This is a genomic window from Bifidobacterium vespertilionis (assembly GCF_008698145.1).
Lineage (GTDB): Bacteria > Actinomycetota > Actinomycetes > Actinomycetales > Bifidobacteriaceae > Bifidobacterium > Bifidobacterium vespertilionis.
Genome location: NZ_RZNZ01000011.1, coordinates 1 through 23,974 on the forward strand (window position 1 = coordinate 1; position 23,974 = coordinate 23,974).

The following is a 23,974-nucleotide window of genomic DNA, read 5'->3' on the forward strand; positions in this document are numbered from 1 at the left end:
CGCACCATTTCACGCTGGACCCCGAGGAGTACGAGTATCTCAAGACCCAGGGCTGGACCCAGGAGGGCGAGGCCTGGTACGCGTCCGACACCCAAGGCTCCGACGTGTACCGTCTGTACAACCGGTATACGGGCGAGCATTTGTGGACCACGAGCCAGCAGGAGTACGACTACCTGGAGTCTCAGGGCTGGACGAAGGAGGGCGTGGCGTTCAGGGCCTACCTGGCCTAGCGTCCCGCCGGCCCCGGAATCCTGACTGACTGAGGGGCCTGTGGCCTGCCGTTCATTCGGTCGGCCGCGGGCCCCCTTTTTTCGTCATTCTGGGCGTAGCGTTAAGGATCCTTCGGCTTCGCGCTGCGCGCTTCGCTCAGGATGACGAAGCAGCAACCCCGTCATCCTGGGCGAGCGTGCTGGTTTCCCCGTCATCCTGGGCGGAGCGTAGCGGAGTCGAAGGATCCTTAACACTCCCACACCAATGACCTTGTGCGGAATGCCGAAGGATCCTTCGCTGCGCTCAGGATGACGAAGAACCCCCGTTCCGACTTTGCGCGTCACCGGGCGCGAACTGGCCGTCACGCGGCGCGGATGGCGTCACCGGGCGCGGCCGCTCCCTGTGACGCGGTCCGTGAGGCCTTGTGCCGCATCGGTTTTCGAGGTGTGTCACCGGGTGCGACCGCGCCGCGTGACGCAGGTCGCTCCCTGTGACGCGTGAGTCGCTCCGAGTGACGGTCATCCCGCTCCCTGTGACGTGCAGCACTCGTATGCATCTTCCGTCATCCTGAGCGCAGCCCAAAGGGCGGAGTCGAAGGATCCTTCGTCATTTCGCACAAGGTCATTGGTGTGGGAGCGTTAAGGATCCTTCACTGCGCTCAGGATGACTGCGGGAAGGCCTACGGCGGGGCCCGTCTGGCCCACCTTGTCCCGTTCCCTTCCTCGTCCAGTTCCTTTCCTGTTCCCGTTCTCCTTCCCGCCCGTCCACAATGTGAACCCCTGCTCGCCGGCCGTCCGCCGGGCTCCTATGGTGACAACCAGTTCGGGTCGCGGAAGCGGCTCGGAGCGGAAACATAAGAGCATACGTTTGCCAAGGATATGAGAGGAGGTTCGCCACGATGACTGGGATGCTGATGACTGTTGAGTGCATGAACGCGCAGACCGCACGAATTATTATTCCGTCCTCGTTGGCGGACTGATTCGGCGTATCAATGCACGAAACCCCGCCAACGATGGCAGGGTTCATGCGGAATCATCCTGTTGGGCCCTGCCGGTTGGCGGGGCTTTTTCGTTGCGCGGCGAGCGGTGCGCAATCCGAAGAGAAACAAACAACAGGAGACAGGAAACACAATGACAACCGCAACATCGGCGGCCAAGGCAGTTGGCGAGGCCGCGGGCAAAGCCACGGACATGGTGCGCGACTCGGTCAAGACCGTGATCGCCGCATCCATGGTGGGCACCGCCATCGAATTCTATGATTTCTACGCCTACGGCACCGCCGCGGCCAACTACTTCCCGCACGTGTTCTTCGAGAAGTCCAACCCCACGGTCGCGCTGCTGGCCAGCCTGCTGACCTTCGCGATCGCGTTCATCGCCCGTCCGCTCGGCTCCCTGGTGTTCGGCCACTTCGGCGATCGCCTGGGCCGCAAGACCACGCTGGTCGTCTCCCTGCTGACCATGGGCGTCGCCACGTTCCTGATCGGCTGCCTGCCCACCTACGAGCAGTGGGGCGTCTTCGCGGTCGCGCTGCTGTGCCTGTGCCGCTTCGTGCAGGGTATCGGTCTGGGCGGCGAATGGTCGGGCGCGGCGCTGGTCGCCACCGAGAACGCGCCGGAGAACAAGCGCGCGCTCTATGGCTCCTTCCCGGAGCTGGGCGCCCCGATCGGCTTCTTCCTGTCCAACGGCACCTACTTCCTGCTTGAGGCGTTCAACGACGAGCAGGCGATGATGGCGTGGGGCTGGCGCGTGCCGTTCCTGCTGTCGGCCATCCTGGTGATCGTGGGTCTTGTGGTCCGCGTCCACATGGAGGAGACCCCGGTCTTCCGCATGGCCCAGGAGCGCAACGAGGTGGTCAAGGCCCCGCTCGTCGAGGTGTTCCGCAAGAGCTGGAAGCAGGTCCTGCAGGCCACGTTCCTCGTCGCCGTCACCTACACGCTGTTCTACACGCTCGCCACCTGGTCCCTCGCCTGGGGCACCAAGACCAAGGAGAACGGCGGCGGCGGACTGGGCTTCACGAACCAGGAGTACCTGCTCATGCTCATGATCTCCATCTGCGTGTTCGCCCTGTTCATCGTGCTCTCCTGCGTGTATGCGGACAAGATCGGCCGCCGTCGCGTGCTGATGTTCTCGTCCTGCGCGCTGGTGGTGTTCTCGCTGCTCTTCCCGTTCCTGCTGGAAGGCCATCGCAACTTCGCCCAGGTGCTCACGTTCCTGTGCGTCGGCTTCGCCCTGATGGGCATTGCGTTCGGCCCGATCGGCGCGATCCTGCCCGAGCTGTTCGACGCCAACGTGCGCTACTCCGGCTCCGGCATCGGCTACAACCTGGCGGCCATCGTGGGTGCCGCGTTTGTGCCGACGATCGCCACCTGGCTGTCCCACAACTGGGGCGTCCACTCCGTGGGTCTCTATCTTGGCGTGATGGCCGTGTGCTGCCTCGTCTCCGTGGCGACCTGCAAGGAGACGAAAGACGTCGACTTCACCAAGTGACATTTGCCGCCCAGCGTAATCGCCCGGCCGATGTCCATCACCCGAAACGAATCTGAAACAACAACTCAATATTTGGACGTGGGTGACCACGTCACAGGCTGGGGGACTAGAACAGAACCCAGTGATCGACGACTTCCAACGTCAAGGGACACAATCCCGATCCGCTGAAAATCGTCCGCAAACTCACCATTTGCCGGACGTTCCCAAATCGCCCGGCACGCACATAAAGGAGTGCCAATTATGGCAGCAACAATCTGGTACGAGAAGGACGCCGACCTGTCCGTGTTCGATGGCAAGAAGGTCGCCATCCTGGGCTACGGCTCCCAGGGTCACGCCCACGCGCTGAACCTGCGTGATTCCGGCGTTGATGTGGTGGTCGGTCTGCGTCCGACCTCCAAGTCCGTGGAGTTCGCCAAGGAGCAGGGCCTTGAGGTCAAGTCCGTGCCGGAGGCCGTCGCCGAGGCCGACGTCGTCATGATCCTTCTGCCGGATCAGTACCAGGCCGCCGTCTACAAGAACGACGTTGAGCCGAACCTGAAGCCGGGTGCCGCTCTGGCCTTCGCCCATGGCTTCAACATCCACTACGGCTACATCAAGCCGTCCGAGGACCACCCGGTCTTCATGGTCGCCCCGAAGGGCCCGGGCCACATCGTGCGTCGTGAGTACGCCGCCGGCCGTGGCGTCCCGGTGGTCGTCGCCGTGGAGCAGGATCCGGATGGCAAGACCTGGCCGCTGTGCCTGGCCTACGCCAAGGCTCTGGGCGCCCTGCGCGCCGGCGCCATCAAGACCACGTTCACCGAGGAGACCGAGACCGATCTGTTCGGTGAGCAGGATGTCCTCATGGGCGGCATCAACCACCTGTGCGACATGGGCTTCGACGTGCTGACCGAGGCTGGCTACCAGCCGGAGATCGCCTACTTCGAGGTCTTCCACGAGCTGAAGATGCTGGTCGATCTGGCCAACGAGGGTGGTCTGAACAAGGCCCGTTGGTCCTGCTCCGACACCGCCCAGTACGGCGACTACACCTCCACGGTCATCACCGAGGAGACCAAGAAGCGCATGCAGTACCAGCTCAAGCGCATTCAGGACGGCTCCTTCGCCAAGGAGTTCATGGACGATCAGGCCGCCGGCGCCCCGAAGTTCAAGAAGCTGCAGGAGGAGTTCTCCCACCCGCACCTGGAGACCGTCGGCCCGAAGCTGCGCGCCATGTTCTCCTGGAACAACGGCCCGGCCAAGGATCAGGACGAGGCCGAGTCCTTCAACGGCAAGATCGCTCGTACCCAGGTTCAGTGAGCTTGACCGCGTGAGTGTGGCCCTCAGCTTGGCCGCATGAGCGTCGCCTGAACGCGACTGAAGTCGTATGACCACAGGCCGCCATTCCGATTCCCATCGGTTTGGCGGCCTTGTCGTATATTTGGCGTCCATACGCCATACGCATGCGTGGGTGTATGGATGTGCGGGAGTGGCGTGCTCGATTCCCCGGAATCGAGCGCTGAGTCCCGCGGAATATCCAAAGGAGGATGGAGCAATAGGACGGTAGTCGGTCACAGCGCGAGGCGGAACGGGGGAGCGGGGAGGGCGTCGCCGCTGAACAGTGGAGCGGGGCCCCAACTGCGCCACGCGTAGCGCACCTGTGTGGGTCGAACCACCTGCTCGGCTCGCACGGTGACGGTGCTGTGCTCAGTGTCGATGGTCGCCTCGGCCGGATGGAAGTCGCCGTCGTCGCCCGCCAATTCGAAGCCGGATTCCGCCGTGTCACGGTGGAATCGTGAACGCGTATCGCCCATATCCGCCCCGACTTCGGCCGCATTCGGCGCCGCCGGTGCGGTGGCGCCGATGTCGCGCCTGAAGGTGCCTGGCACGGTGCCGTCGAAATGCAGTCCTGCGGCGTGACTGTAGTGCAATGTCACCGCTGCGCCCTCACCATTGCCGTCACGCGCGACGCGCACGGTGGTGGACGTGACTTCCGGTCCGTCGACGGCGATGTCGCCGCGGCCGTATACGTCGTGCAGCGCGCAATCGGCCAGACGCTCGCCCGGCGTGCGTTTGTCGGTGGGGTGGAGATTGTCGAACTCACCGCAGTCGATCAACGTGATCATGGACACGCCTGAGATCGTGCGCGCCGCGTCTTGCTGTGCCTCGCGGATCAGTGGCCAACGCAGCGGGTCATTGCCGGCAGCGGCCGTCGCCTTGTCGATCCACTGCGGCAATTGCACGATAAGGAACGGCAGCGGTTTGCCGTCCGCACCCCCCGCATCCGAGCCCGCGCCGGGAATCGTCCACAGCCCACGCCATTCGTCGATGAGCATGCCCAGCAGATGACGGTAGCTTTCAGGACAACCTTCATCCGATTCGCCCTGGTACCACAGGAATCCCGCGATGCCGTACGGCGCGACCCGCTCGACCATCGTGCCGTACGCGCCGGTCGGGCGCCACTGCGAGGTCGGCGTTTCCGGCGGCGGCCACGGGCATTCACCGTACTGCGCGGTCAGCTTCTCCCACGCCACATCCGGGTCCGCCTTGCGCGCCGTGTCGATGTCGTGGTTCCACTGGTCGAATTTCGTCTGCCACGCTTCGGTTTCGGCTTTGAACTGCTCGTCCGTTTTGCCTGCGATCGCCGCGTCGAAGCGTTCCAGATAGTCGCGCCCTGCTTTACACCGCTCCACACTCGCCCGACTCATCCACGCCGTGATCGATGTACCGCCGATATAGCAGTCCACAATGCCCACAGGCACGTTTGGGCCGAGTTCGGCGCGCAGCTTCCGCGCGAAGTAGTAGCCGATCGCGGACATCGACCCGCTGGTGTCCGGTCCGGCGACCTGCCAGCGGGCGTGACGCTCGAGTTCCTCGCTGACGGCACCGGTTTTCGGTGTGTTGTAGAAGCGCAGCAGCGGGTCGGCGCTCACGGCGATGGCCGCGTCCGCGCCTGCGCTGGAGTGCAGTTCGAGCTCCATATTGCTTTGTCCGCCGGCGAGCCACACTTCGCCCACGACCACGCGACGGTAGACGAGCGTCACGTCCGCGCCCGACGAGGTGATTTCCAGCCGGTATGGCCCGCCCGCCTCCATCGCGGGAAGCAGCGCCAGCCAGTCGCCGTGCGCATCGGCGTCGGCGGCCGTCCCGGCAACGGTCACCGACGTCCCGGAAACGTCAGTTGCCGCCGCCTCGCCCGATTCCTCCGCGATCAGCCGCACACGCACGTCGATGCCGGGCTTGCCGGTGCCGAATACGGGGATCGGCCGTCGTCGTTGCAGCACCATGTCATGCGAGAAGATGGCAGCGGCGCGCAATGCGTCCGTGCCCAGCGGTTTCGCGTCGTCCGCCGCGTCGCTGTGATCGTTCAATCCGGAAAGATTGGCGCCGGGCGCAGGTCCGGTGACCAGAGCAGTTGTTTCGGTCATGATAATCCTTGGAGGATGGGTAGGGTGTTGGTTGGTTGATTGGTCGGGTGTCGTATGTTGTCGGCGTCGTTCAGGACTGCCACACGTCCTCGCCGAGGGATTCGATGAACGTAGTCAATTCGCGTGCCATCTCCTTATGCTCGGCGACGCGCGGGTGGCCCGGCGTGGCCGAACCGTTGCGAGTGAACAGGAAGTGGTGGGCGACGGCGGGGGCGACGGCGTCGTGTACACCGTCCGCCGCGTCTCCGGTCGCGAACTTGCCATACGCCGCGCTGGCCGGCGCGTCCGGCGCAGCGTTGAACGCGCGCACCGCCTCGTCGATGGCGCGATCCCACGCCGGATCATGCTGCAGCACCGTGGTGAGGCACACGATGACGGCCTTCGGGTAACGCGCGTGCAGCGACTTGAGGAAGTCGACGTAGCGCGTGCGCCAATGCCGCGCTCGCTCGCCGTCGTAATCGGAGGCCATGAAATCGTCGGGGTGCGCGTCGTTCTGCCCGATCGCGACGACCACGACGTGCGGCGTGTACCGGGAGAAGTCCCACGGCTTCGATTCGCCGAGCACGGGGTTGTACTGGATGCAGTCCCACGCGCTTTCCTGGCCCACGTAGTCGGGGCCCGCGAACCAGCCGATGCCGTCAAGCAGTGAGATGCCGCCCTGCGAAGTGTCGTGCAGTTCCGCGCCGAGGTTGCGCGCGGTGATGGCCGCGTACGAGTACCACGCGTTGCTGTATCCGCTCAGGTCCGCGGCCGGGTCGAGCCTGCCGACGTACAGGGACGCCTCGTTGCGCTCGCCGCAGGACACGGAGTCGCCGAACACTTCGATGCGTCGCGTCGGTTCGGGTGTCGCCGGCGGCAGGATGGTTGCGCCCGCGTCCAGCCCGTAGCCGAGTACTTCGAGATAGTGCTGTCCGTCCTGTCGTTTGAACAGCGTCACCTCGTGTTCGATGTCCGGCAGCCGGTCCGCCAGAGTCACTGTAACCGGTCCATACGTCGGCGCGACGCCGCCTGTATCGGCCGCGACGTCCGCTTGCGCGGCGTCGTCGGCCTCGACTGCGGTAGCCGGCGCCGCGGCCGTGCCTTCGCTGGTGCTGCTGTTGGGCATGTCGTTCGCGCCGGTGAAGCCAGAGGGGATGCGTACGGCGGTTTGCGCTCCGTCGATGACGACGCCGAGTTTCGTGTCTCCGTAGTTCCAGTGGTTGACGACAGTGACGCTGAGCGAGGTTCCGGTGAAGCGGAAGGAGACCTGCGTGTAGGGGTACACCCACACCGGTCGGGTCGGGTCGGTCAGGTCGATGCGGCCCATGGCTCGCAACGCCGGATGATCAGGGCTGATGATGGTGCGGTCGCCGTCCCGCGTGACGTCCGCATCGGCGGGAATGGGAACGTCCGTAAAAGCGGTCGTGTCTGGCAGGTGTGACATGGCGATTCGTGGCTCCTCGTTGATTGAACCGATGTTGTTCTAGGTCTTTTTCCGGTTCCCTCGATGCGGCGTGGGTGCGAAACGCTTGCGACCGCAATGACTTAACCGGTTCATGTATTTTATGATACACTACTGCCGGACGGGCCGACACCCGGCCGTTACCGCAGCAATCACATACGCACCTGACGTCGGGCCGATGAAGGCATCGACGACGCATAACCCCAAGAAAGGACATGGCAATCATGCGATTCCCTGAAGGATTCCGATTCGGCACGGCCACCGCCTCCTACCAGATCGAAGGCGCCGCAAAGGAAGGCGGGCGCACCCCTTCCATCTGGGACACGTTCTCGCACACTCCCGGAAAGACGGTCAACGGCGATACCGGCGACGTGGCCTGTGACTCCTACCATCGCTGGCGCGAGGACATCGCCCTGCTCGCCGACCTCGGCGTCAACTCCTACCGCTTCTCGGTGGCCATGCCGCGCGTACTGCCCGCCGAGGACGGTCCGGTGAACGAAGAGGGCCTCGACTTCTACGAGCGAATCGTTGACGAGCTGCTTGTCAGGGGCATCGAACCCACGGTGACGCTCTACCATTGGGATCAGCCGCAGTATCTGGGCGACAAAGGCGGGTGGCTGAACCGTTCCACCGCCTATAAGCTCGCCGATTACGCCGGTGTCGTGGCCCATCGTCTGGGCGACCGCGTGCGGACCTACACCACGCTGAACGAGCCGTGGTGCTCCTCCTACCTGAGCTACGGCGCCACCGAGCACGCGCCCGGCCTGGGGCTCGGTCCGGGTGCCTTCCCCGCCGTGCACCACCTCAACCTCGCGCACGGCTTGATGGCGCAGGCCGTACGCGCCGAAGTCGGCGACCGTTCGGACGTGTCGGTCACGTGCAACCTCCAGCTCAACCGCGGCGACGCCGACGCCGTGCACCGTCTTGACCTCATCGCCAACCGCGTGTGGCTCGACCCGATGCTGCGCGGCTACTACCCGGACGAACTGTTCGCCATCACCAAGGGCATCTGCGATTGGGAGTTCGTCAAGGACGGCGATCTGGAGCAGATCCACCAGCCGATCGACGTGCTCGGCGTCAACTACTACAGCACCTCGCTGCTCGCGATGAGCGACCGGCCGCAATTCCCGCAATCCACTGCCGCATCCACCGCGCCGGGCGCCAGCGATGTGGATTGGCTGCCGACCGAGGGGCCGCACACCGCGATGGGCTGGAACATCGACCCGGACGGACTGTACGACCTGCTGGTGCGCGTGCACAACGACTACCCGGAGATGCCGCTGATGGTCACCGAAAACGGCATGGCCTGCGACGACCGTCTGGTTTCCGAAGTCGATCCCTCCACTGACGAGACGGTCAAGGCCGTGCACGACCCCGACCGCATTGACTACCTGCGCCGTCACTTCGAGGCCGCCGGCCGTGCGATGGACGCTGGCGTTGATCTGCGCGGCTATTTCGTGTGGTCGCTGCTTGACAACTTCGAATGGGCGTTCGGCTACACCAAGCGTTTCGGCATCGTCTACATGGACTACGAGACGCTGGAGCGCACCCCGAAGGACAGCTTCAAGTGGTATAGGAAGCTCATCGCCGACCGAGCCATCCCGCAGGCGTAGCGATTCCTTGCGGGATTCCTGAGAGGCACCGCGGACGAGCGGTCCGGGGCTGTGCGACGGACGACACGCCGAGTGGCGAAACTTAACCGGTTGAGTTATAGTGAGGGCAACTCAACCGGTTAAGTTATATAATCGGCAAGAGAAACCGGCGAGGTCGCCGGCATAGAGAGAACCAACCAATCGAAAGGATTGACGATGACGTCGAAAGTGAGGAAAGCCCTGCGCCGAACAATCGCCGCGGTGGCCGCGCTTGCCTCCCTGATGTCCGTCGCGGCCTGTGGCGGGACCTCGTCAAGCACCGCACAGGACGGCACGGTGGTCAGCATCTTCAACGGCACGACGGGTACGTTCAACGAGAACTTCAACCCGTTCTCGCCCACCGCACTCGGCCCCACCCTGGGTGTGATCTACGAGACGCTTTACTGGTATAATCTGGCCACCGACGAGGATCCGACCCCGATGCTCGCCACCGGCTACGAGTGGAACGAGGACGGCTCCGAACTGACCATCACCACCCGTGAAGGCGTCAAGTGGCAGGATGGCGAGCCTTTCTCCGCCGCGGACGTGGCGTTCACGTTCAACCTGATTCACGACACCCCGGCGCTGAACACCAACGGCACTGCCTGCACGGCCAAGCTCATCGACGAGAACCACGTCAAGCTCATCTTCCCGACCAAGAACGCCGATGGCACGCCGTTTGACGAGCCATTCAAGGGCGCCTACATGCAGGAAGGCGGCATCCTCGGCGGTCAGGCCATCGTGCCCGAGCATATTTGGAAGAACGTCAAGGACCCGATGAACTACACGAACGCCAACCCGATCGGTACAGGCGCGTTCAAGCTCAGCAGGTTCACCAACCAGTCCTACAGCTTCTCCGCGTTCAAGGACTACTGGAACGGCGCTCCGAAGATCGACGGTGTGCGCTACATCGCCCTGAACGACGCCTCCGCCGCCACCAGCACGCTGATGGCCGGACAGGTCGACTGGATGAGCGCCTACATCCCCAGCTACCAGACGCTGCTCAAGAACTACCCGCGCATCTCGGCCGTGAACACGCCGCGACTGACCACCGTGGTCATGACCTGCTCGAACACCGAAGCCGGATGCAAGGGCCCGCAGACCGACACGGCCGTGCGCCAGGCCATGTACTACGGCATGAACCGCACGCAGCTCAACAAGCTCGCCGGCGCCGGCGCGGGCGCCATCGGCTCGCCGACGATGCTCATGCCGGACCGAGACCGCAAATGGATCACCGACAAGAACCTCGTCACCACGCCGGAGACCGAGGACCAGGAGAAGGCCAAGCAGATCCTCGAGGACGCCGGCTGGAAGATGGGTGACGACGGCTACCGCTACAAGGATGGAGTCAAGCTCAGCATGACCATCCAGACCGTGGCCGGCTGGTCCGACTACATTCTGATCAACGACACGTTGAAGCAGCAGATGAAGCCGCTGGGTATCGAGATCATCTCCACGCAGATGGCATGGAACCAGTGGAACGAAAACGAGCAGAAGGGCAACTACCAGCTCTCCCTTGACTCGCTGGGCTTGGGTGTCACCGCCGACCCGTACTACACGTACAACCCGCGCTACAGCTCCCTGCAGATGGCCAAGGTGGGTGAGACATCTGGCGGCCAGAACTACGCCCGCTACTCGAACCCGAAGGTCGACGATGCCATCGAGGCCGCCGCCGGCACGGAGGACGAGGCCGAGCGCAAGGCGCAGTATGCGATCGTGCAGAAGGAGATCGCGAACGACGTGCCCTACATCCCGGTCTACATCAACTCGATGCTCACCGAATTCAACGACTCCAAGGTGACCGGCTGGCCCACCGAGGACAACATGTACGCGCTGCCCGCAGCTTGGAAGGCGTGGGACATGGGCATCATCCTGCAGCATCTCGAACCGAAGCAGTGACGGCAGTAAGGAGCCAATCATGAAATATGTCCTGAGAAAACTGGGCTTCTACTTAGTGGCCCTGTGGGCGGCACTGACGCTCAACTTCTTCCTGCCGCGCATCATGCCCGGCAACCCGGTCGACCAGATGATCTCCAAGCTCGCGCAGAAGGGCCAGGTCACCCCGGCCACCCGCCACGCTATTGAGCTCATGCTCGGCTCCGACTCCTCGGTGCCGATGTGGCAGCAGTACCTCAACTACTTCGGCAACATCTTCCGCGGCGATCTGGGCGTCTCCGTCACCTACTTCCCGAACTCCGTCTCCTCCGTGATCGGCAGCACCCTGCCGTGGACCGTCGGCCTGGTCGGTATCTCCACCATCCTCGCCTTCCTCATCGGCACGCTGCTTGGCACGCTCGCCGGCTGGAAACGCGGCTCTTGGATCGACAACCTCATCCCGGTGACCACGCTGTTGCAGTCGATCCCGTACTTCTGGCTCGCGTTGATCCTCCTGTACTTCTTCGGCCTGCTCAACCCGATCTTCCCGCTGTTCGGCGGCTACGACGTGTGGAGCGTCACTCCCGGCTGGAGCTGGGAGTTCATCGGCTCGGTCATCAAATACGGCACACTGCCGGCCATCACCATCGTGCTGTCCTCCGTGGGCGGCTGGATGCTCGGCATGCGCAACATGATGGTCGCCACCCTCTCCGAGGACTACATCCTGACCGCCGAGGCCAAGGGCCTGTCCCGGTTCAAGATCATGACCTCCTACGCGGCGCGCAACGCCATCCTGCCGTCCATCTCCGGCTTCGCGATCTCCCTCGGCTTCGTCGTCGCGGGCTCGATCGTCGCCGAATCCGTGTTCTCCTATCCGGGCATCGGCTTCGCGCTGCTGACCGCCGTGCAGAACAACGACTACGCGCTCATGCAGGGCATCTTCATGATCATCACGGTCTCCGTGCTCGGCGCGAACCTGTTCATGGACCTGATCTACGGCTTCATCGACCCGCGCACCCGGGCCCAGGGCTGAGGAAAGGACTGAAAGACAATGGCTGCAACAACCACCAAAGCCGGTAAGGCTCGCAAATCCCGCGCCGACTCCATGCTTCCCCCGATGACGCCGAAACTGGCCGTCGGCCTGACGATCGTCGCCATCATCGCCGCGTTCGCCATCTTCGTGCCGTTCTTCGTGGACGACCCGAACAAGGTCAGCGACATCGGCATGACCGGCCCTAGCGCCGAACACTGGCTCGGCACCACGCAGACCGGACAGGACGTGTTCGCCCAGCTCGCCTACGCCTGCCGTGGCTCCCTGTTCATCGGACTGACCGTCGGCGTGCTCGCCGTGGCCCTCTCCAGCTTCTTCGGCATCCTCGGCGCCTACGTGGGCGGCGCCACCGACGAGGCGTTCTCCCTCCTGTCCAACGTGATGCTCGTCATCCCGGGCCTGCCGCTGATGATCGTCATCGCCAGCTACATGCCCTCCAAGTCGTCCGTGCTCGTCGCCGGCGTGCTCGCCCTGACCTCCTGGGCCGGACCCGCCCGAGTGCTGCGCGGCTACACGATGTCCGTCCGCTCCCGCGACTACGTACTCGCCGCACGCGTCGCCGGCGAGAAGCCGTGGCGCATCCTGTTCGTCGAGATCTTCCCGAACCTCATCCCGCTGCTCGCCTCCCAGGCCATGAGCGCCGTCATCGCCGCCATCCTCGGTGAGGCCGGTCTGTCCTACCTCGGCCTCGGCGCCACCGACTCCTACACCTGGGGCACGATGCTCTACTACGCGCAGAACGGCATGGCTCTGATCCTCGGCGCATGGTGGTGGTTCATCCCGCCGGGACTGTGCATCGCCCTGTTCGGCGCGGCCCTCGCGCTCATCAACTTCTCGGTCGATGAGATCGTCAACCCGAAGCTCAAGGCTGCGACCCGCAGCCAGATCAAGAAGTGGAAGCTCGAGGAGAAGGCCGGCAAGGCCAAGACCGACGCCGCGTTCACCCCGGTTGCCAGCGTCAACGGCAACGTCATTAACGGTACGAAGGAGGCCGTGGCATCATGACCGAGACGACTGAGATCAAGACCAACGTCATCCCGCCCGTCTACGAAACGGACCCGGTGCTTGAGATCGACGACTTCTGCGTCGAATACCGCGCCGAGAAAACCGTGCAGGCCGTCAAGCACGTGAACCTGAAGCTCGGCCGCGGCGAGGTCCTCGGCCTCGCCGGCGAATCCGGCTGCGGCAAGTCCACGCTCGCCTACGGCGTCAACCGGCTCCTGAAGCCGCCGGCGGTCATCACCTCCGGCCGTGTGGTCTTCAACTCCCGTGAAGGCTACCCGATCGACGTGCGAGCCCTCGAAGGCGACGACCTGCGCATGTTCCGCTGGGAGAAGATCTCCATGGTCTTCCAGGGCGCGATGAACTCGCTCAACCCGGTCAAGAAGATCAAGGATCAGCTGGGCGACGTGTTCACCACCCACCGCCCGGAAATGAGCAAGAAGGAACGCCTCGACAAGTGCGGCGAACTGCTGGAGCGCGTCGGCGTGGACCGCAACCGCCTCAACGCCTACCCGCACGAGCTGTCCGGCGGCATGCGCCAGCGCGTGATGATCGCGATGGCCATGGCCCTCGACCCGCAGGTCATGATCATGGACGAACCCACCACCGCCCTCGACGTCGTGGTCCAGCGCGAGATCCTGCGCGAGATCACGCGTCTCAAGGACGAGTTCGGCTTCGCGGTGATCTTCATCACCCACGACCTGCCGCTGCTGCTGGAGATCTCCGACCGCATCGCCGTGATGCGCAAGGGCGAGATCATCGAACTGAACGACGCGATGAGCCTGTACACCAACCCGCAGCAGGAATACACCGCCAAGCTGCTCTCCAGCTTCCCCTCCCTGACCGGAGACCGAGGTTCGTTCATCCGCACCGGTTCCGAGGACCTCGCCGAAGGCGCCTCGCCGTTCGCCACCAAGGAGTGAGCATCATGACCACGCTGCAACTCAAGGATGTCACCAAGCAGTTCGACCTGCGCTCCGGCCTCAAGACCACGAAGTTCACGGCAGTAAGCCACGCGAACTTCACGCTCGAATCCGGCAAGACCGTGGCCCTGGTCGGTCAGTCCGGCTCCGGCAAGTCCACGATCGCGAAGATGATCCTCGGCCTCGAGACCCCCACCGAAGGCCAGATCCTCATCGACGGCAAGCCGGTCGACCATCATGGCCGCAAAGCGGACCACATCTTCCGCAAAACCGTGCAGATGGTCTTCCAGGACCCGTACGCCTCGCTCAATCCGTTCCACACCGTGGAGCACCATATCGCCAGACCGATGAAGCTACATCACCCGGGCATGAGCAACGAGGAAGTGCACAAGCGCGTTATCGAACTGCTCGACCGTGTGCGTCTCACCCCCGGCGAGGACTTCGCCAAGCGCCTGCCCAGCGAACTGTCCGGCGGCCAGCGCCAGCGCGTCGCCATCGCCCGCGCGCTCGCCCCGGAGCCGAGCATCCTCATCGCGGACGAGCCGGTCTCCGCGCTCGACGTGTCCATCCGACTCGGTGTGCTCAACCTGCTCGCCCGACTCCAGCGCGAGGAAAACCTCGGCGTGCTGTACATCACGCACGACATGGCCACCGCACGCCACTTCTCCGACGAGATCATGGTGATGTGCCGCGGCGAAATCGTGGAACGCGGCCCCGCCGATGACGTGATCCTCAATCCGAAGAGCGACTATACGAAGACCCTCATCGGCGCCGCGCCCGACCCGGAGCGCCGCCTCAAGGAGCTCGCCGTCGCCCGCGCCGCCCACTGACAACCGCAAACCGTCATCATCATCGCAAGGAACACCATGACGACCATCACCACCCCGCGCACGTTCTCCGCACTTGAAAGCGGATGGACGCTCACCGCGCTCAACCCCGAACTCGCGCCGGAGGAACTGCGCGAACGTCTCGCCGCAGGCATCCCCGCGACCGTGCCGGGCGAAGCGACCGTCGACCTGTTCCGCGCCGGACTCATCGGCGACCCCTTCGACGGCGACAACGAGAACCGCCAACAGTGGATCGGCGACATCGTCTGGCGATTCACCTGTGAATTCGATTGGCACGGTGACGGCAACACGCGCCACGACATCGTCGCCTACGGGCTCGACACCGTCGCGTACGTCGCGCTCAACGGCATCATCGTCGGCGAAACGCGCAACTTCCACCGCACATACCGTTGGGACGCGCGCCCGTACCTGCGCGACGGGGCCAACCGTCTGAGCGTCACGTTCCTGTCGCCCGTGGCAAGCTCCGACGACGCCGAACGCCGTCGCGGCTACTACCCGCATACCGAACACCACGCGTTCAACCAGATCCGCAAGCCCAGCTACTCCTTCGGTTGGGACTGGGGCATCGACGTCGCCAATGCCGGCATCTGGCGTCCGATCGGCATCGACTCGTGGAGCGGCGCGCGCATCGCCTCCGTCCGCCCGCTTGTCGACGTCCGTCCGGATGGCACCGGCGTGCTCGACGTTCACGTCGAGGTCGAACGCGCCGGACGCGGCCGCGTGATGACCGTGGCCGACGCGCTGGACCTCAACGGCGTGACCGGCGACGGCAGCGGCGCGCTGCCCGTGACCGTCACCGTCGGCGGCTACGACGTCAACCTCGAAGTGGCCGGCGTCGTCGAGGAAGGACGCGACGAGGCCGTGCTCACCGTCGAAATCCCCGAAGTGCGACGCTGGTGGCCGCGCGGCTACGGTGAGCAGCCGCTGTATGACGTGCACGTGGCAGTTGGCGGCATCGCCACGGAAGCCAAGTGGCGCGGCCACGTCGGCTTCCGCACCCTCGCCGTCGACACCCGCGCCGACATGACCGGACGCCCGTTCCGGATCACCGTCAACGACGTGCCGGTGCACGCGCGCGGTTACAACTGGATCCCCGACTCCGCGTTTCCCTCGCAGGTGGATGACGCGCGCTACCGCCGCGGCATCACCGACCTCGTCGAATCGAATTCGAACATGGTGCGCGTGTGGGGCGGCGGCATCTATGAAGCCGACGAATTCTACGACATGTGCGACCGCGAAGGCATCATGGTCTGGCAGGACTTCATGCTCGCCTGCGCCGCCTACCCGGAAGACGCCGAAACGAAGGCCGAAGTGGAAGCCGAAGCCCGCGAACAGATCGCGCGCCTGAGCTCCCACGCCAGTCTGACCGTGTGGAACGGCTCCAATGAGAACTACGTGGCCTACAGTGAATGGTGGGGCTTCAAGCAGGCCCTGCGCGCCGACGACCTGCCCGCCAACGAGCACGGCTACGGCGAAAAGGGCTGGGGCGACTACTACTACTCCGAATTGTTCCCCGCGTTGCTCGCCGAACTCGACCCGGTCCACGTGTACCTGCCGAGCTCCCCGATGAGCTTCACCCCGTTCACCGACGCCAACAAGGACGTGGACGGCACCATGCACATCTGGGACGTGTGGAACCGTCAGGACTACCGCAAATACCTCGACTACACGCCGCGCTTCGCCGACGAATTCGGCTATCAGGCGCCGCCCGCCTGGAGCACGCTCACCAGCGTGGTCCACGACGAGAAGCTCGACCCGTTCGGTACGCAGATGCTCGTCCACCAGAAAGCGTCCGGAGGCAACGTCAAACTCGCCCGCGGCATGCGCTCGCATCTGACCCCCGGCCGCTTCGACGACGTGAGCTATAACGCTGACGGCACGCGTGACTGGCTCATCCCCACCGACCGTTGGAACGACATCGAGGACTGGCATTGGGCATGCCAGCTGCAGCAGGCGCAGGCCATCCGCTTCGGCGTCGAGCACATGCGCTCGTTGGAACCGGTGAACGCCGGCGCGCTGATCTGGCAGATCAACGACGACTGGCCGGTCGTCTCCTGGGCGGCCGTCGACTACAACGGTCACCGCAAGCCGCTGTGGTACGCCTCGCGCGACTTCTTCGCGCCGCGCTTCGCCACGATCCAGCCGCGTGTCTCCGCCCGGGCGCAGGCCGATCTGAGCTGGGAAGGCAAGAAGGTCAATCCGGACACGCTCGCGCTCGTCGTCGTCAACGACACTTGCTCGCCGTGGCATGGCTCGTGGACGGTCGAGCGCCGCACGCTCGCCGGCGAGACGCTCGCCTCGCAGACCTTCGACGATGTCATGTTGGAGGCGACGTCATCGGTCACGCTGACGCTCGACGCGTCCGTCGCCGCGTTCCGCGACGCGACGGATGAGATCCTCATCGCGACGCCCGCCGGTGATGACGGCTTCGCCCGCGTCATCCACAATCCGGCCGAAGTCATCGAACAGAAGCTCGACCGTGCGCCGTTCACGGCGACGGTCGAGGCCGTCGACGAGGGATACACGCTGAAGGTGACGGCGCACGCCTACGCCCGCGACGTGTTCTGCATGGTCGACAAGGTCGATGCGGCCGCGTCGATCGACGGCGGACTGGTGACGCTGCTGCCCGGCGAGACGGTCGTCTGGCATATCGCCTCGGACGGCGTCGACGATCCGCAGGCGTTCACGGCGGCCAACGTGCTGCGTTCGGCCAACGATCTCAATCGAGACTGGGCTGTGGCGTGACGGAGCTGAACGCCTGCGGCCTCGGTCTGGGTGTCGCAGTGGGCGTGTGATGCGCCGCATGGATGGCGTAAGACTAGTATGGGGAACGACTGTACGGGTTCAGTGCCGCGGCATGGAACCCGTACCGCGTACCTGAACGGGAATATGCCGGGATGGATGCGCCCCGCCTGATCGCGCGTGAATCGCGCGCAGTCGGTTCGAATGAATCATGCGAACCGGTGTGATACGTGGCAGGGCCACGATGTATGAGGAAAGTGGAGAACCATGGCGAAAGGCACCATCACCATCGCTGACGTGGCGAAGGCCTCCGGCGTATCGAAAAGCGCGGTGTCGTACGCGCTGAATGGCAAGGCCGGCGTCTCCGAGGAGACCCGTGCCAAGGTACTCAAATTGGCGCGTTCCATGGGGTGGAAGCCGAACAGTGCCGCGAAGTCCCTTTCCGATGCCTGCACCAGGTCCATTGGCGTGGTGCTGATGGTGGCTGATGCCGAGGGTTTCGGCTCGGGCCTGTTCGCCATGGACTGCCTCGCCGGCTTGAGCAAGGCCGTGGACCCGCGCGACTATTCCATCGTGCTGCGCATGACCGCGGGCGGCGCCGCGGCTGCCTGCCGCATCTACGAGGATTGGATCGCCTCCGGCAAGGTGGACGCGCATCTCATCTTGGGCGTCGAACTTGGAGACCCGCGACTGGCGCTGTTCCGTGAACACCCCGAAGCCAAGGCCCTGTTCATCTCCCAGCGTGAGATCACCAGCGGGCTGCCCACGCTCTACAGTTCCGACGACGAAGGCGCGCGCATGGTCGTCCGATACCTGCACGGCTTGGGCCATCGCAACATCGCGCGCATCGCCGGCCCCGAGGAATACGTGCACACGTTGGCGCGCGACAACGCCACCGCCGACGAATGTTCCAAACTGGGCATGCGCTGCACCACCCTGCATGGCAAGTACATGGCTGAAACCGGCGAGCGGCTGTGCAACGCGATTCTGGACTTCGGACACCGTCCCACTGCGATCATATGCGATACGGATACTACGGCGGTCGGCGCGCTGCATGCGGCCTTGGCCCGTGGAATTTCGGTGCCGGAGGATCTTTCCATTGTGGCCTGGGATGATTCCGCCGCATGCGTTTCGGCCACGCCCACGCTCACTGCCCTGCACCGCGATGTCCGGGCGCTCGGACTGAAAGCGGGGGAGATGCTGTTGCACATGATCGACGGGGAGACCGTCGGCGATGAGCCAGAGCCGCCGTACCGTCTGGTGAAGAGGGCTTCTACCGGGCCTGTGGTTGTGTCTGCGCAAGTAGCGTAGTGGTGGCGGGGCGACTGCTTGGGCTGGTTCGGGTGTCGATGGACTGCGGTCTGACTGTTTGACGGTTTGACGGTTCTGTCTGTTTGGCGACTTGACGACTTTATCGGTTCATTGAAAATGTGCCTCTTCAGATGCGTAGTCAGCACGAACTTGTTGCGATTCTAGGATTTCTTTGGCGTGTCGCACTTTCTTTGCCATATACTTTACTTAAGCGGTTCAGTTACCGACGACGACGCTTAGCAACCAAGAATCAAAGGAGCCTCTTATGTCTAACTTCGTTTCTGCCCGCATGTCGTCCAAGACGACTGTGGATTCGATCGTCTTCTTCATGCTGGGAATTCTTCTCACCGTTGCGGGGCTTACCATTTCGCCCGCCATCCCCACGTTCCCGGCCAGCGTGCTCGGCATGGTCGCGGTGGTGGTAGGTGTGGCGTTGGCTGCCAGCCTCTATGGTGCCGCCCTGTGCCAGGAGCTTAACCGATAAATAGCCGTGGTGGACACCGCCTTGCATGTGCGGAAGCGGTGGCAACGCCATTCGGGAAATCTGGCGAAAGGAAAAAACAATGGGAACTCAATCCCGATATGAGCTCGGAACTCCGGAAAACAAGACGTGGCTCAATGGGCAGCGTGACTCCCTGATGGCTTTCGGCCACGCGTTCCCCGCCCCGACCGGCGGTTCGTATTGGCTGGGGGACGACGGCACTCCGTGGAAGGACCGTAATCGCGAAACGTGGATCACCTGCCGCATGACCCACGTCTACTCGCTCGCCGCGTTCACCGGGCACGACGGCGCCGAGGCGCTCGTGGACGCCGGACTGAAGGGCCTCACGGGCGAACTCCATGACAGCGCCAACGGCGGCTGGTACGCGGCCGTCACCCCGGAAGGCTGCCACATCGGCACCAAGCAGTGCTACGCGCACGCCTTCGTACTGCTTGCCGCATCCTCTGCCACGCTGCTCGGCCGCCCTGGCGCCGCCGAACTGCTCGCCGATGCGCAACAGGTCTTCCTCAAGCGATTCTGGGACGACGAAATCGGCCTGTCCGTCGACACATGGAACGAGGACTTCACAGAACTCGACCCGTACCGCGGACTCAACGCCAACATGCACTCGGTCGAAGCGTTCCTCGCCGTGTCCGATGTCACCGGCGACGAAACGTGGCGCACGCGCGCCGGTCGCATCATCGACCACGTCATCGGCTGGGCAGAAAACAACGAATGGCGCATCCCCGAACACTTCCATGAGGACTGGTCGCTGGACCTCGAATGCAACTCCGACAAGAAGGACGACCAGTTCAAGCCGTACGGCGCCACCCCGGGTCACGGCATCGAATGGGCGCGACTCATCACCCAGTACGCGCTGAGCGCCCCCGGCCTTGCCGAGTCGAAGAAGACGCAGCTGATCGACGTCGCCGAGCACCTGTTCCGTCGCGCCGTGGCCGATGGTTGGGACGCTGACGGCGCGCCCGGCATCGTCTACACCACCGACTGGAACGGCGTGCCCGTCGTGCATGACCGTATGCACTGGACGCTCGCCGAAGCGATCAACACGTCCTCTGTGCTGGCATGCGTGACCGGCAAGACGGAATACGCCGACCTGTACTCGACCTTCCTCAAGTACGCCGACGATTGCGTCATCGACCACGTCAACGGTTCCTGGTTCCATCAGCTTGACCGCAACAACCAGCCGATCGGCACCGTCTGGCCGGGCAAGTCCGACCTGTACCACGCCACCCAGTCGATGATGATCCCGTTGGCCGACCCGTCGTTGTCCATTGCCGTCGCATCAAAGGAGGGCCGTTGACCGCTGACCTGTCGTTGACTCGACTTGTTGGTGACTTTTGACTTTGATGTCATGATCGGTTGATTCCGGTCTTCTGCTTGTCCTTCTCCTTATTCATGGCCGTGCCGGTGTGCGTTTTCCCTTTTTCCCGCACACCGGCACGGCCTTCTCCCGCTCGAATCGCTGGTCGTTCTCGGCGATGTCATTATCACCGTGATGACGCGGCAAGCGGTGCTGTTGCAAGGGCGCAACGCGGAGGAGATCCACCGGGGGCTGACTCGTTTCACTGACACCTTGCCGCGATTCAAAGGAAAACGATCCTGCGGGCGGCATCGTCGCTCATCAGGTTCAGTGAGCCCGGCGCGGCCCTCAGCTTGGCCGCATGAGCGTCGCCTAAACGCGACTGAAGTCGTATGACAAAGGCCGCCATTCCGATCCCTATCGGTTTGGCGGCCTTTCGCGTCTTCGCAGACCAATCTCCGCAAACCGAGAATGAGCCGGGTCAGTGCTGCTGTCGGCGGCGCAGGTATTCACGCAGGAACGGCACGGCGAAATCGACTTCGCCACGTTCGGTTTCGCGGATGACATAGGCGTCGAGCAGACGCTTGCGGTATGTGGCGGCGTAGTTGTTGGTCTTGCCCATGCGGCGGGCGATATCGCTGGTGGAGGATGGGCCGTCGGATGCCGCCATCGCTTCCAGATACGCTCGGTCATTGCGTGAGAGTCCGTGCAATTCGGGAACGCATACGGCGTTGCCGAGATCGATTCGCGCTTCGGAGAGACCGTTGGCGACATCGCCGTCAGTGATGACGTCCGAGTTTCGCATGTCGGCTGCGTCCCAGATGTGGTATCCAACCAGCTGGATCATGTAGGGGTATCCGCATGTCGCCTCGGCGGCGGTGCGGAGTTGTCCGTCGTTGATTTCCATGCCGGCGTTTCGGAAGGTTGCGCTGAACGCGTCCTGTACGTCGCTGACCGGCACATCGGTCAGTAGATGGGTCTTCGCTCGGCGAAGGAATGCGATGACTTCGTCGTTGAAAAGGTCGGAGATCATCTGGGGGAGTCCAGCGAATGCGATGGCGATGTCGCGACGCTCGCGAATCTGATGCTGGATCGCCGTGGCCAGTGCAATCATATCGGAGCGTTGCGCGGCTTGCGTTTCATCTATGGTGATCAGCAGCCCGGCGTGATGCTTGGCGAGTGAGTCAAGCCGTGCGGACATGGCTTTACGCAGGGTTTCCGGCATGCGTTTGGGGGGACAGCTCCGCTTCGCCTAGACTTACGCTTGCGCCGGCGAAGCTGACGGCCGGCTTGATGGAGAACTTGTCGAGCATGCGGTCCTTGCTTCGCAATTCGAGGACGAGTCGGTCGCACAGGCCTTCCGAGGCGGTTTCTTCGATGACATCCCATTTTCTGGCTCGGGCTTTGTCTCCGAATACGGTGAGCATGACCGTTTTGCCGGTGCCACGAGCCCCGGTGATCAGCATGATGCGTCCCGGCGCTCCTACGCCGTTGTCGAGACCTTTCTCGAAGTCGCGAATGACTTTGACTCGTCCGATGAGCAGGGGAGGTTCACCGCCGGCGGTCGGCTTGAACGGGTTTGCTGGTGTACGCACTATCTCCTCCAAAGCGTTGATATGAAGCCAAATCAAAAATATCAAAAATATCAAAAATATCAAAAGAGGTTGGAGGACAGGACTTATTGGGTGTTGATCGGGGACGGCGGTTTTGCATTGCGGGCCTCGGATCGATTGATTGGCCGATTGATTGGCCCCGATTCCAACAATCGTCCCCCGCTGGCCCGTATCTCGGTCCGAATCTCGGGACGGTGTCCATAATCGGGGAAAAACGCCAACGTGACATGGCTCACGTTATGGACGCGAAGAGGGCTTTCGGGCTTTCACCTGTAGGATGGAATCCAGTTCACGAGGACACAATCCTCAACGCACGCACGTCCGGACACCAGCGCCCGGACACCCAACGCGCAGAATGGCATGCATCCGTCTTGCATAATGCGCAACCACAACAACACCGTGTGCCGACCGCGCGAACCGTGTGTCGCGGAAGGTACGCAAGTACAAGGAGTGCTTACATGGCTGCACAGATCTGGTATGAAAACGACGGCGATCTCTCCGTGCTCGAAGGCAAGAAGGTCGCGATCATCGGCTACGGTTCCCAGGGTCACGCTCACGCGCTGAACCTGCGCGATTCCGGCGTTGACGTGGTGGTCGGTCTGCGTCCGACCTCCAAGTCCGTGGAGTTCGCCAAGGAGCAGGGTCTCGAGGTCAAGTCCGTGCCGGAGGCGTCCGCCGAGGCCGACGTGATCATGATCCTCGCCCCCGACCAGTACCAGCGCAACATCTGGAAGAACGACATCGAGCCCAACATCAAGCCGGGCGCGGCCGTCGCCTTCGCGCATGGCTTCAACATCCACTACGGTTACATCAAGCCGTCCGAGGACCACCCGGTGTTCATGGTCGCCCCGAAGGGCCCGGGCCACATCGTGCGTCGTGAGTACGCCGCCGGCCGTGGCGTCCCGGTCGTGGTGGCCGTGGAGCAGGATCCCCGCGGCGACGGCTGGGATCTGACCCTCGCCTACGCCAAGGCCCTCGGCGCCCTGCGCGCCGGCGCCATCAAGACCACCTTCAAGGAGGAGACCGAGACCGATCTCTTCGGCGAGCAGAACGTCCTCATGGGCGGCGTGAACAAGCTCGTCGAGATGGGCTTCGAGGTCCTCACCGACGCCGGCTACCAGCCGGAGATCGCCTACTTCGAGGTCTGCCACGAGCTGAAGATGCTCGTCGACCTGATGAACGAGGGCGGCCTCAACAAGGCCCGTTGGTCCTGCTCCGACACCGCCCAGTACGGCGACTACACCAACACCGTCATCAACGAGGACTGCCGCAAGCGCATGGAGTACCACCTCCAGCGCATCCAGGACGGCTCCTTCGCCAAGGAGTTCATCGATGACCAGGACGCCGGCGCCCCGCACTTCAAGGAGCTGCAGGAGAAGTACTCCAACGAGCGCATCGAGACCGTCGGCCCGAAGCTGCGCGCCATGTTCTCCTGGAACAAGGATGGCGTGAAGGACGCCGATGAGGCTAACTCCTTCACCGGCAAGATCGCCCGCGCCCAGGTTCAGTGAGCCTGACCGCCAACCCTAGGGTTGCCCATTAGGAGGCCGCCGCTCGGATTTCCCGGGTCGGCGGCCTCTTTCGTGTTCGTCATTCTGGACGGGGTGGGTGTCACCCTGAGCGCAGCGCAGCCTCCCC

The 23,974-nt window shown here is 63.7% G+C and carries 15 protein-coding genes and 2 pseudogenes; 14 read left to right on the forward strand and 3 right to left on the reverse strand.

Features of this window, described 5'->3' with window-relative positions:
• From EMO90_RS12165 to ilvC (EMO90_RS08255), 3 genes and pseudogenes are all read left to right on the forward strand, one after another.
• A pseudogene (locus tag EMO90_RS12165) lies at positions 1-230 on the forward strand (glycoside hydrolase family 25 protein); the annotation flags it as partial.
• Between the two features lie 1,170 nt (positions 231-1,400).
• A complete protein-coding gene (locus EMO90_RS08250; protein WP_190972016.1) occupies positions 1,401-2,696 on the forward strand; it encodes an MFS transporter in 1,296 nt (431 codons plus the stop codon).
• 207 nt (positions 2,697-2,903) lie between these two features.
• Entirely contained in the window at positions 2,904-3,989 is a 1,086-nt protein-coding gene (gene ilvC / locus EMO90_RS08255) for a ketol-acid reductoisomerase (protein WP_223849768.1), read from the forward strand.
• A gap of 251 nt (positions 3,990-4,240) precedes the next feature.
• On the opposite strand, the gene EMO90_RS08260 is transcribed toward ilvC (EMO90_RS08255), so the two are convergent.
• Complete coding sequence (locus EMO90_RS08260) at positions 4,241-6,097, reverse strand: sialate O-acetylesterase (protein ID WP_150354110.1); 1,857 nt, start codon at positions 6,095-6,097, stop codon at positions 4,241-4,243.
• A 70-nt stretch (positions 6,098-6,167) separates the two neighbouring features.
• Positions 6,168-7,403, reverse strand: coding sequence for a GDSL-type esterase/lipase family protein (locus EMO90_RS08265; RefSeq protein WP_150354161.1), 1,236 nt, complete (start codon positions 7,401-7,403; stop codon positions 6,168-6,170).
• A gap of 359 nt (positions 7,404-7,762) precedes the next feature.
• On the opposite strand from EMO90_RS08265, the gene EMO90_RS08270 reads away from it, so the two are divergent.
• The 10 genes from EMO90_RS08270 (at position 7,763) to EMO90_RS08315 (ending at position 20,723) form a co-directional block, all read left to right on the forward strand.
• A complete protein-coding gene (locus tag EMO90_RS08270; RefSeq protein WP_150354111.1) occupies positions 7,763-9,151 on the forward strand; it encodes a GH1 family beta-glucosidase in 1,389 nt (462 codons plus the stop codon).
• Between the two features lie 195 nt (positions 9,152-9,346).
• Positions 9,347-11,068, forward strand: coding sequence for an ABC transporter substrate-binding protein (locus tag EMO90_RS08275; protein ID WP_150354112.1), 1,722 nt, complete (start codon positions 9,347-9,349; stop codon positions 11,066-11,068).
• A 19-nt stretch (positions 11,069-11,087) separates the two neighbouring features.
• The gene (locus EMO90_RS08280) at positions 11,088-12,077 is read left to right on the forward strand and encodes an ABC transporter permease (RefSeq protein WP_043163760.1); all 990 of its coding nucleotides are present in this window, start codon (positions 11,088-11,090) and stop codon (positions 12,075-12,077) included.
• An 18-nt stretch (positions 12,078-12,095) separates the two neighbouring features.
• Positions 12,096-13,100 carry an ABC transporter permease gene (locus EMO90_RS08285; RefSeq protein WP_150354113.1) on the forward strand — a complete coding sequence of 335 codons (1,005 nt, stop codon included), beginning with the start codon at positions 12,096-12,098 and terminating at the stop codon, positions 13,098-13,100.
• Positions 13,097-14,020 (forward strand): ABC transporter ATP-binding protein, encoded by a 924-nt coding sequence (locus tag EMO90_RS08290; RefSeq protein WP_150354114.1) that lies wholly within the window; start codon positions 13,097-13,099, stop codon positions 14,018-14,020. The genes EMO90_RS08285 and EMO90_RS08290 overlap by 4 nt, the downstream gene beginning before the upstream one ends.
• A 5-nt stretch (positions 14,021-14,025) precedes the next feature.
• Complete coding sequence (locus EMO90_RS08295) at positions 14,026-14,850, forward strand: ABC transporter ATP-binding protein (protein WP_150354115.1); 825 nt, start codon at positions 14,026-14,028, stop codon at positions 14,848-14,850.
• Positions 14,851-14,886: 36 nt separating this feature from the next.
• Entirely contained in the window at positions 14,887-17,613 is a 2,727-nt protein-coding gene (locus tag EMO90_RS08300; protein ID WP_150354116.1) for a glycoside hydrolase family 2 protein, read from the forward strand.
• A gap of 264 nt (positions 17,614-17,877) precedes the next feature.
• Positions 17,878-18,921 carry a LacI family DNA-binding transcriptional regulator gene (locus EMO90_RS08305; protein WP_150354117.1) on the forward strand — a complete coding sequence of 348 codons (1,044 nt, stop codon included), beginning with the start codon at positions 17,878-17,880 and terminating at the stop codon, positions 18,919-18,921.
• Positions 18,922-19,186: 265 nt separating this feature from the next.
• On the forward strand, positions 19,187-19,405 hold the full coding sequence (locus EMO90_RS08310) for a hypothetical protein (protein ID WP_150354118.1): 219 nt from the start codon (positions 19,187-19,189) through the stop codon (positions 19,403-19,405).
• Positions 19,406-19,484: 79 nt separating this feature from the next.
• Positions 19,485-20,723 (forward strand): AGE family epimerase/isomerase, encoded by a 1,239-nt coding sequence (locus tag EMO90_RS08315; RefSeq protein WP_150354119.1) that lies wholly within the window; start codon positions 19,485-19,487, stop codon positions 20,721-20,723.
• 481 nt (positions 20,724-21,204) lie between these two features.
• On the opposite strand, the pseudogene EMO90_RS08320 reads toward EMO90_RS08315, so the two are convergent.
• Positions 21,205-22,321, reverse strand: a pseudogene (locus EMO90_RS08320) (ATP-binding protein).
• Positions 22,322-22,794: 473 nt separating this feature from the next.
• Here EMO90_RS08320 and ilvC (EMO90_RS08325) point away from each other — a divergent pair.
• On the forward strand, positions 22,795-23,847 hold the full coding sequence (ilvC, locus tag EMO90_RS08325; RefSeq protein WP_150354120.1) for a ketol-acid reductoisomerase: 1,053 nt from the start codon (positions 22,795-22,797) through the stop codon (positions 23,845-23,847).
• Positions 23,848-23,974 lie beyond the last annotated feature (127 nt).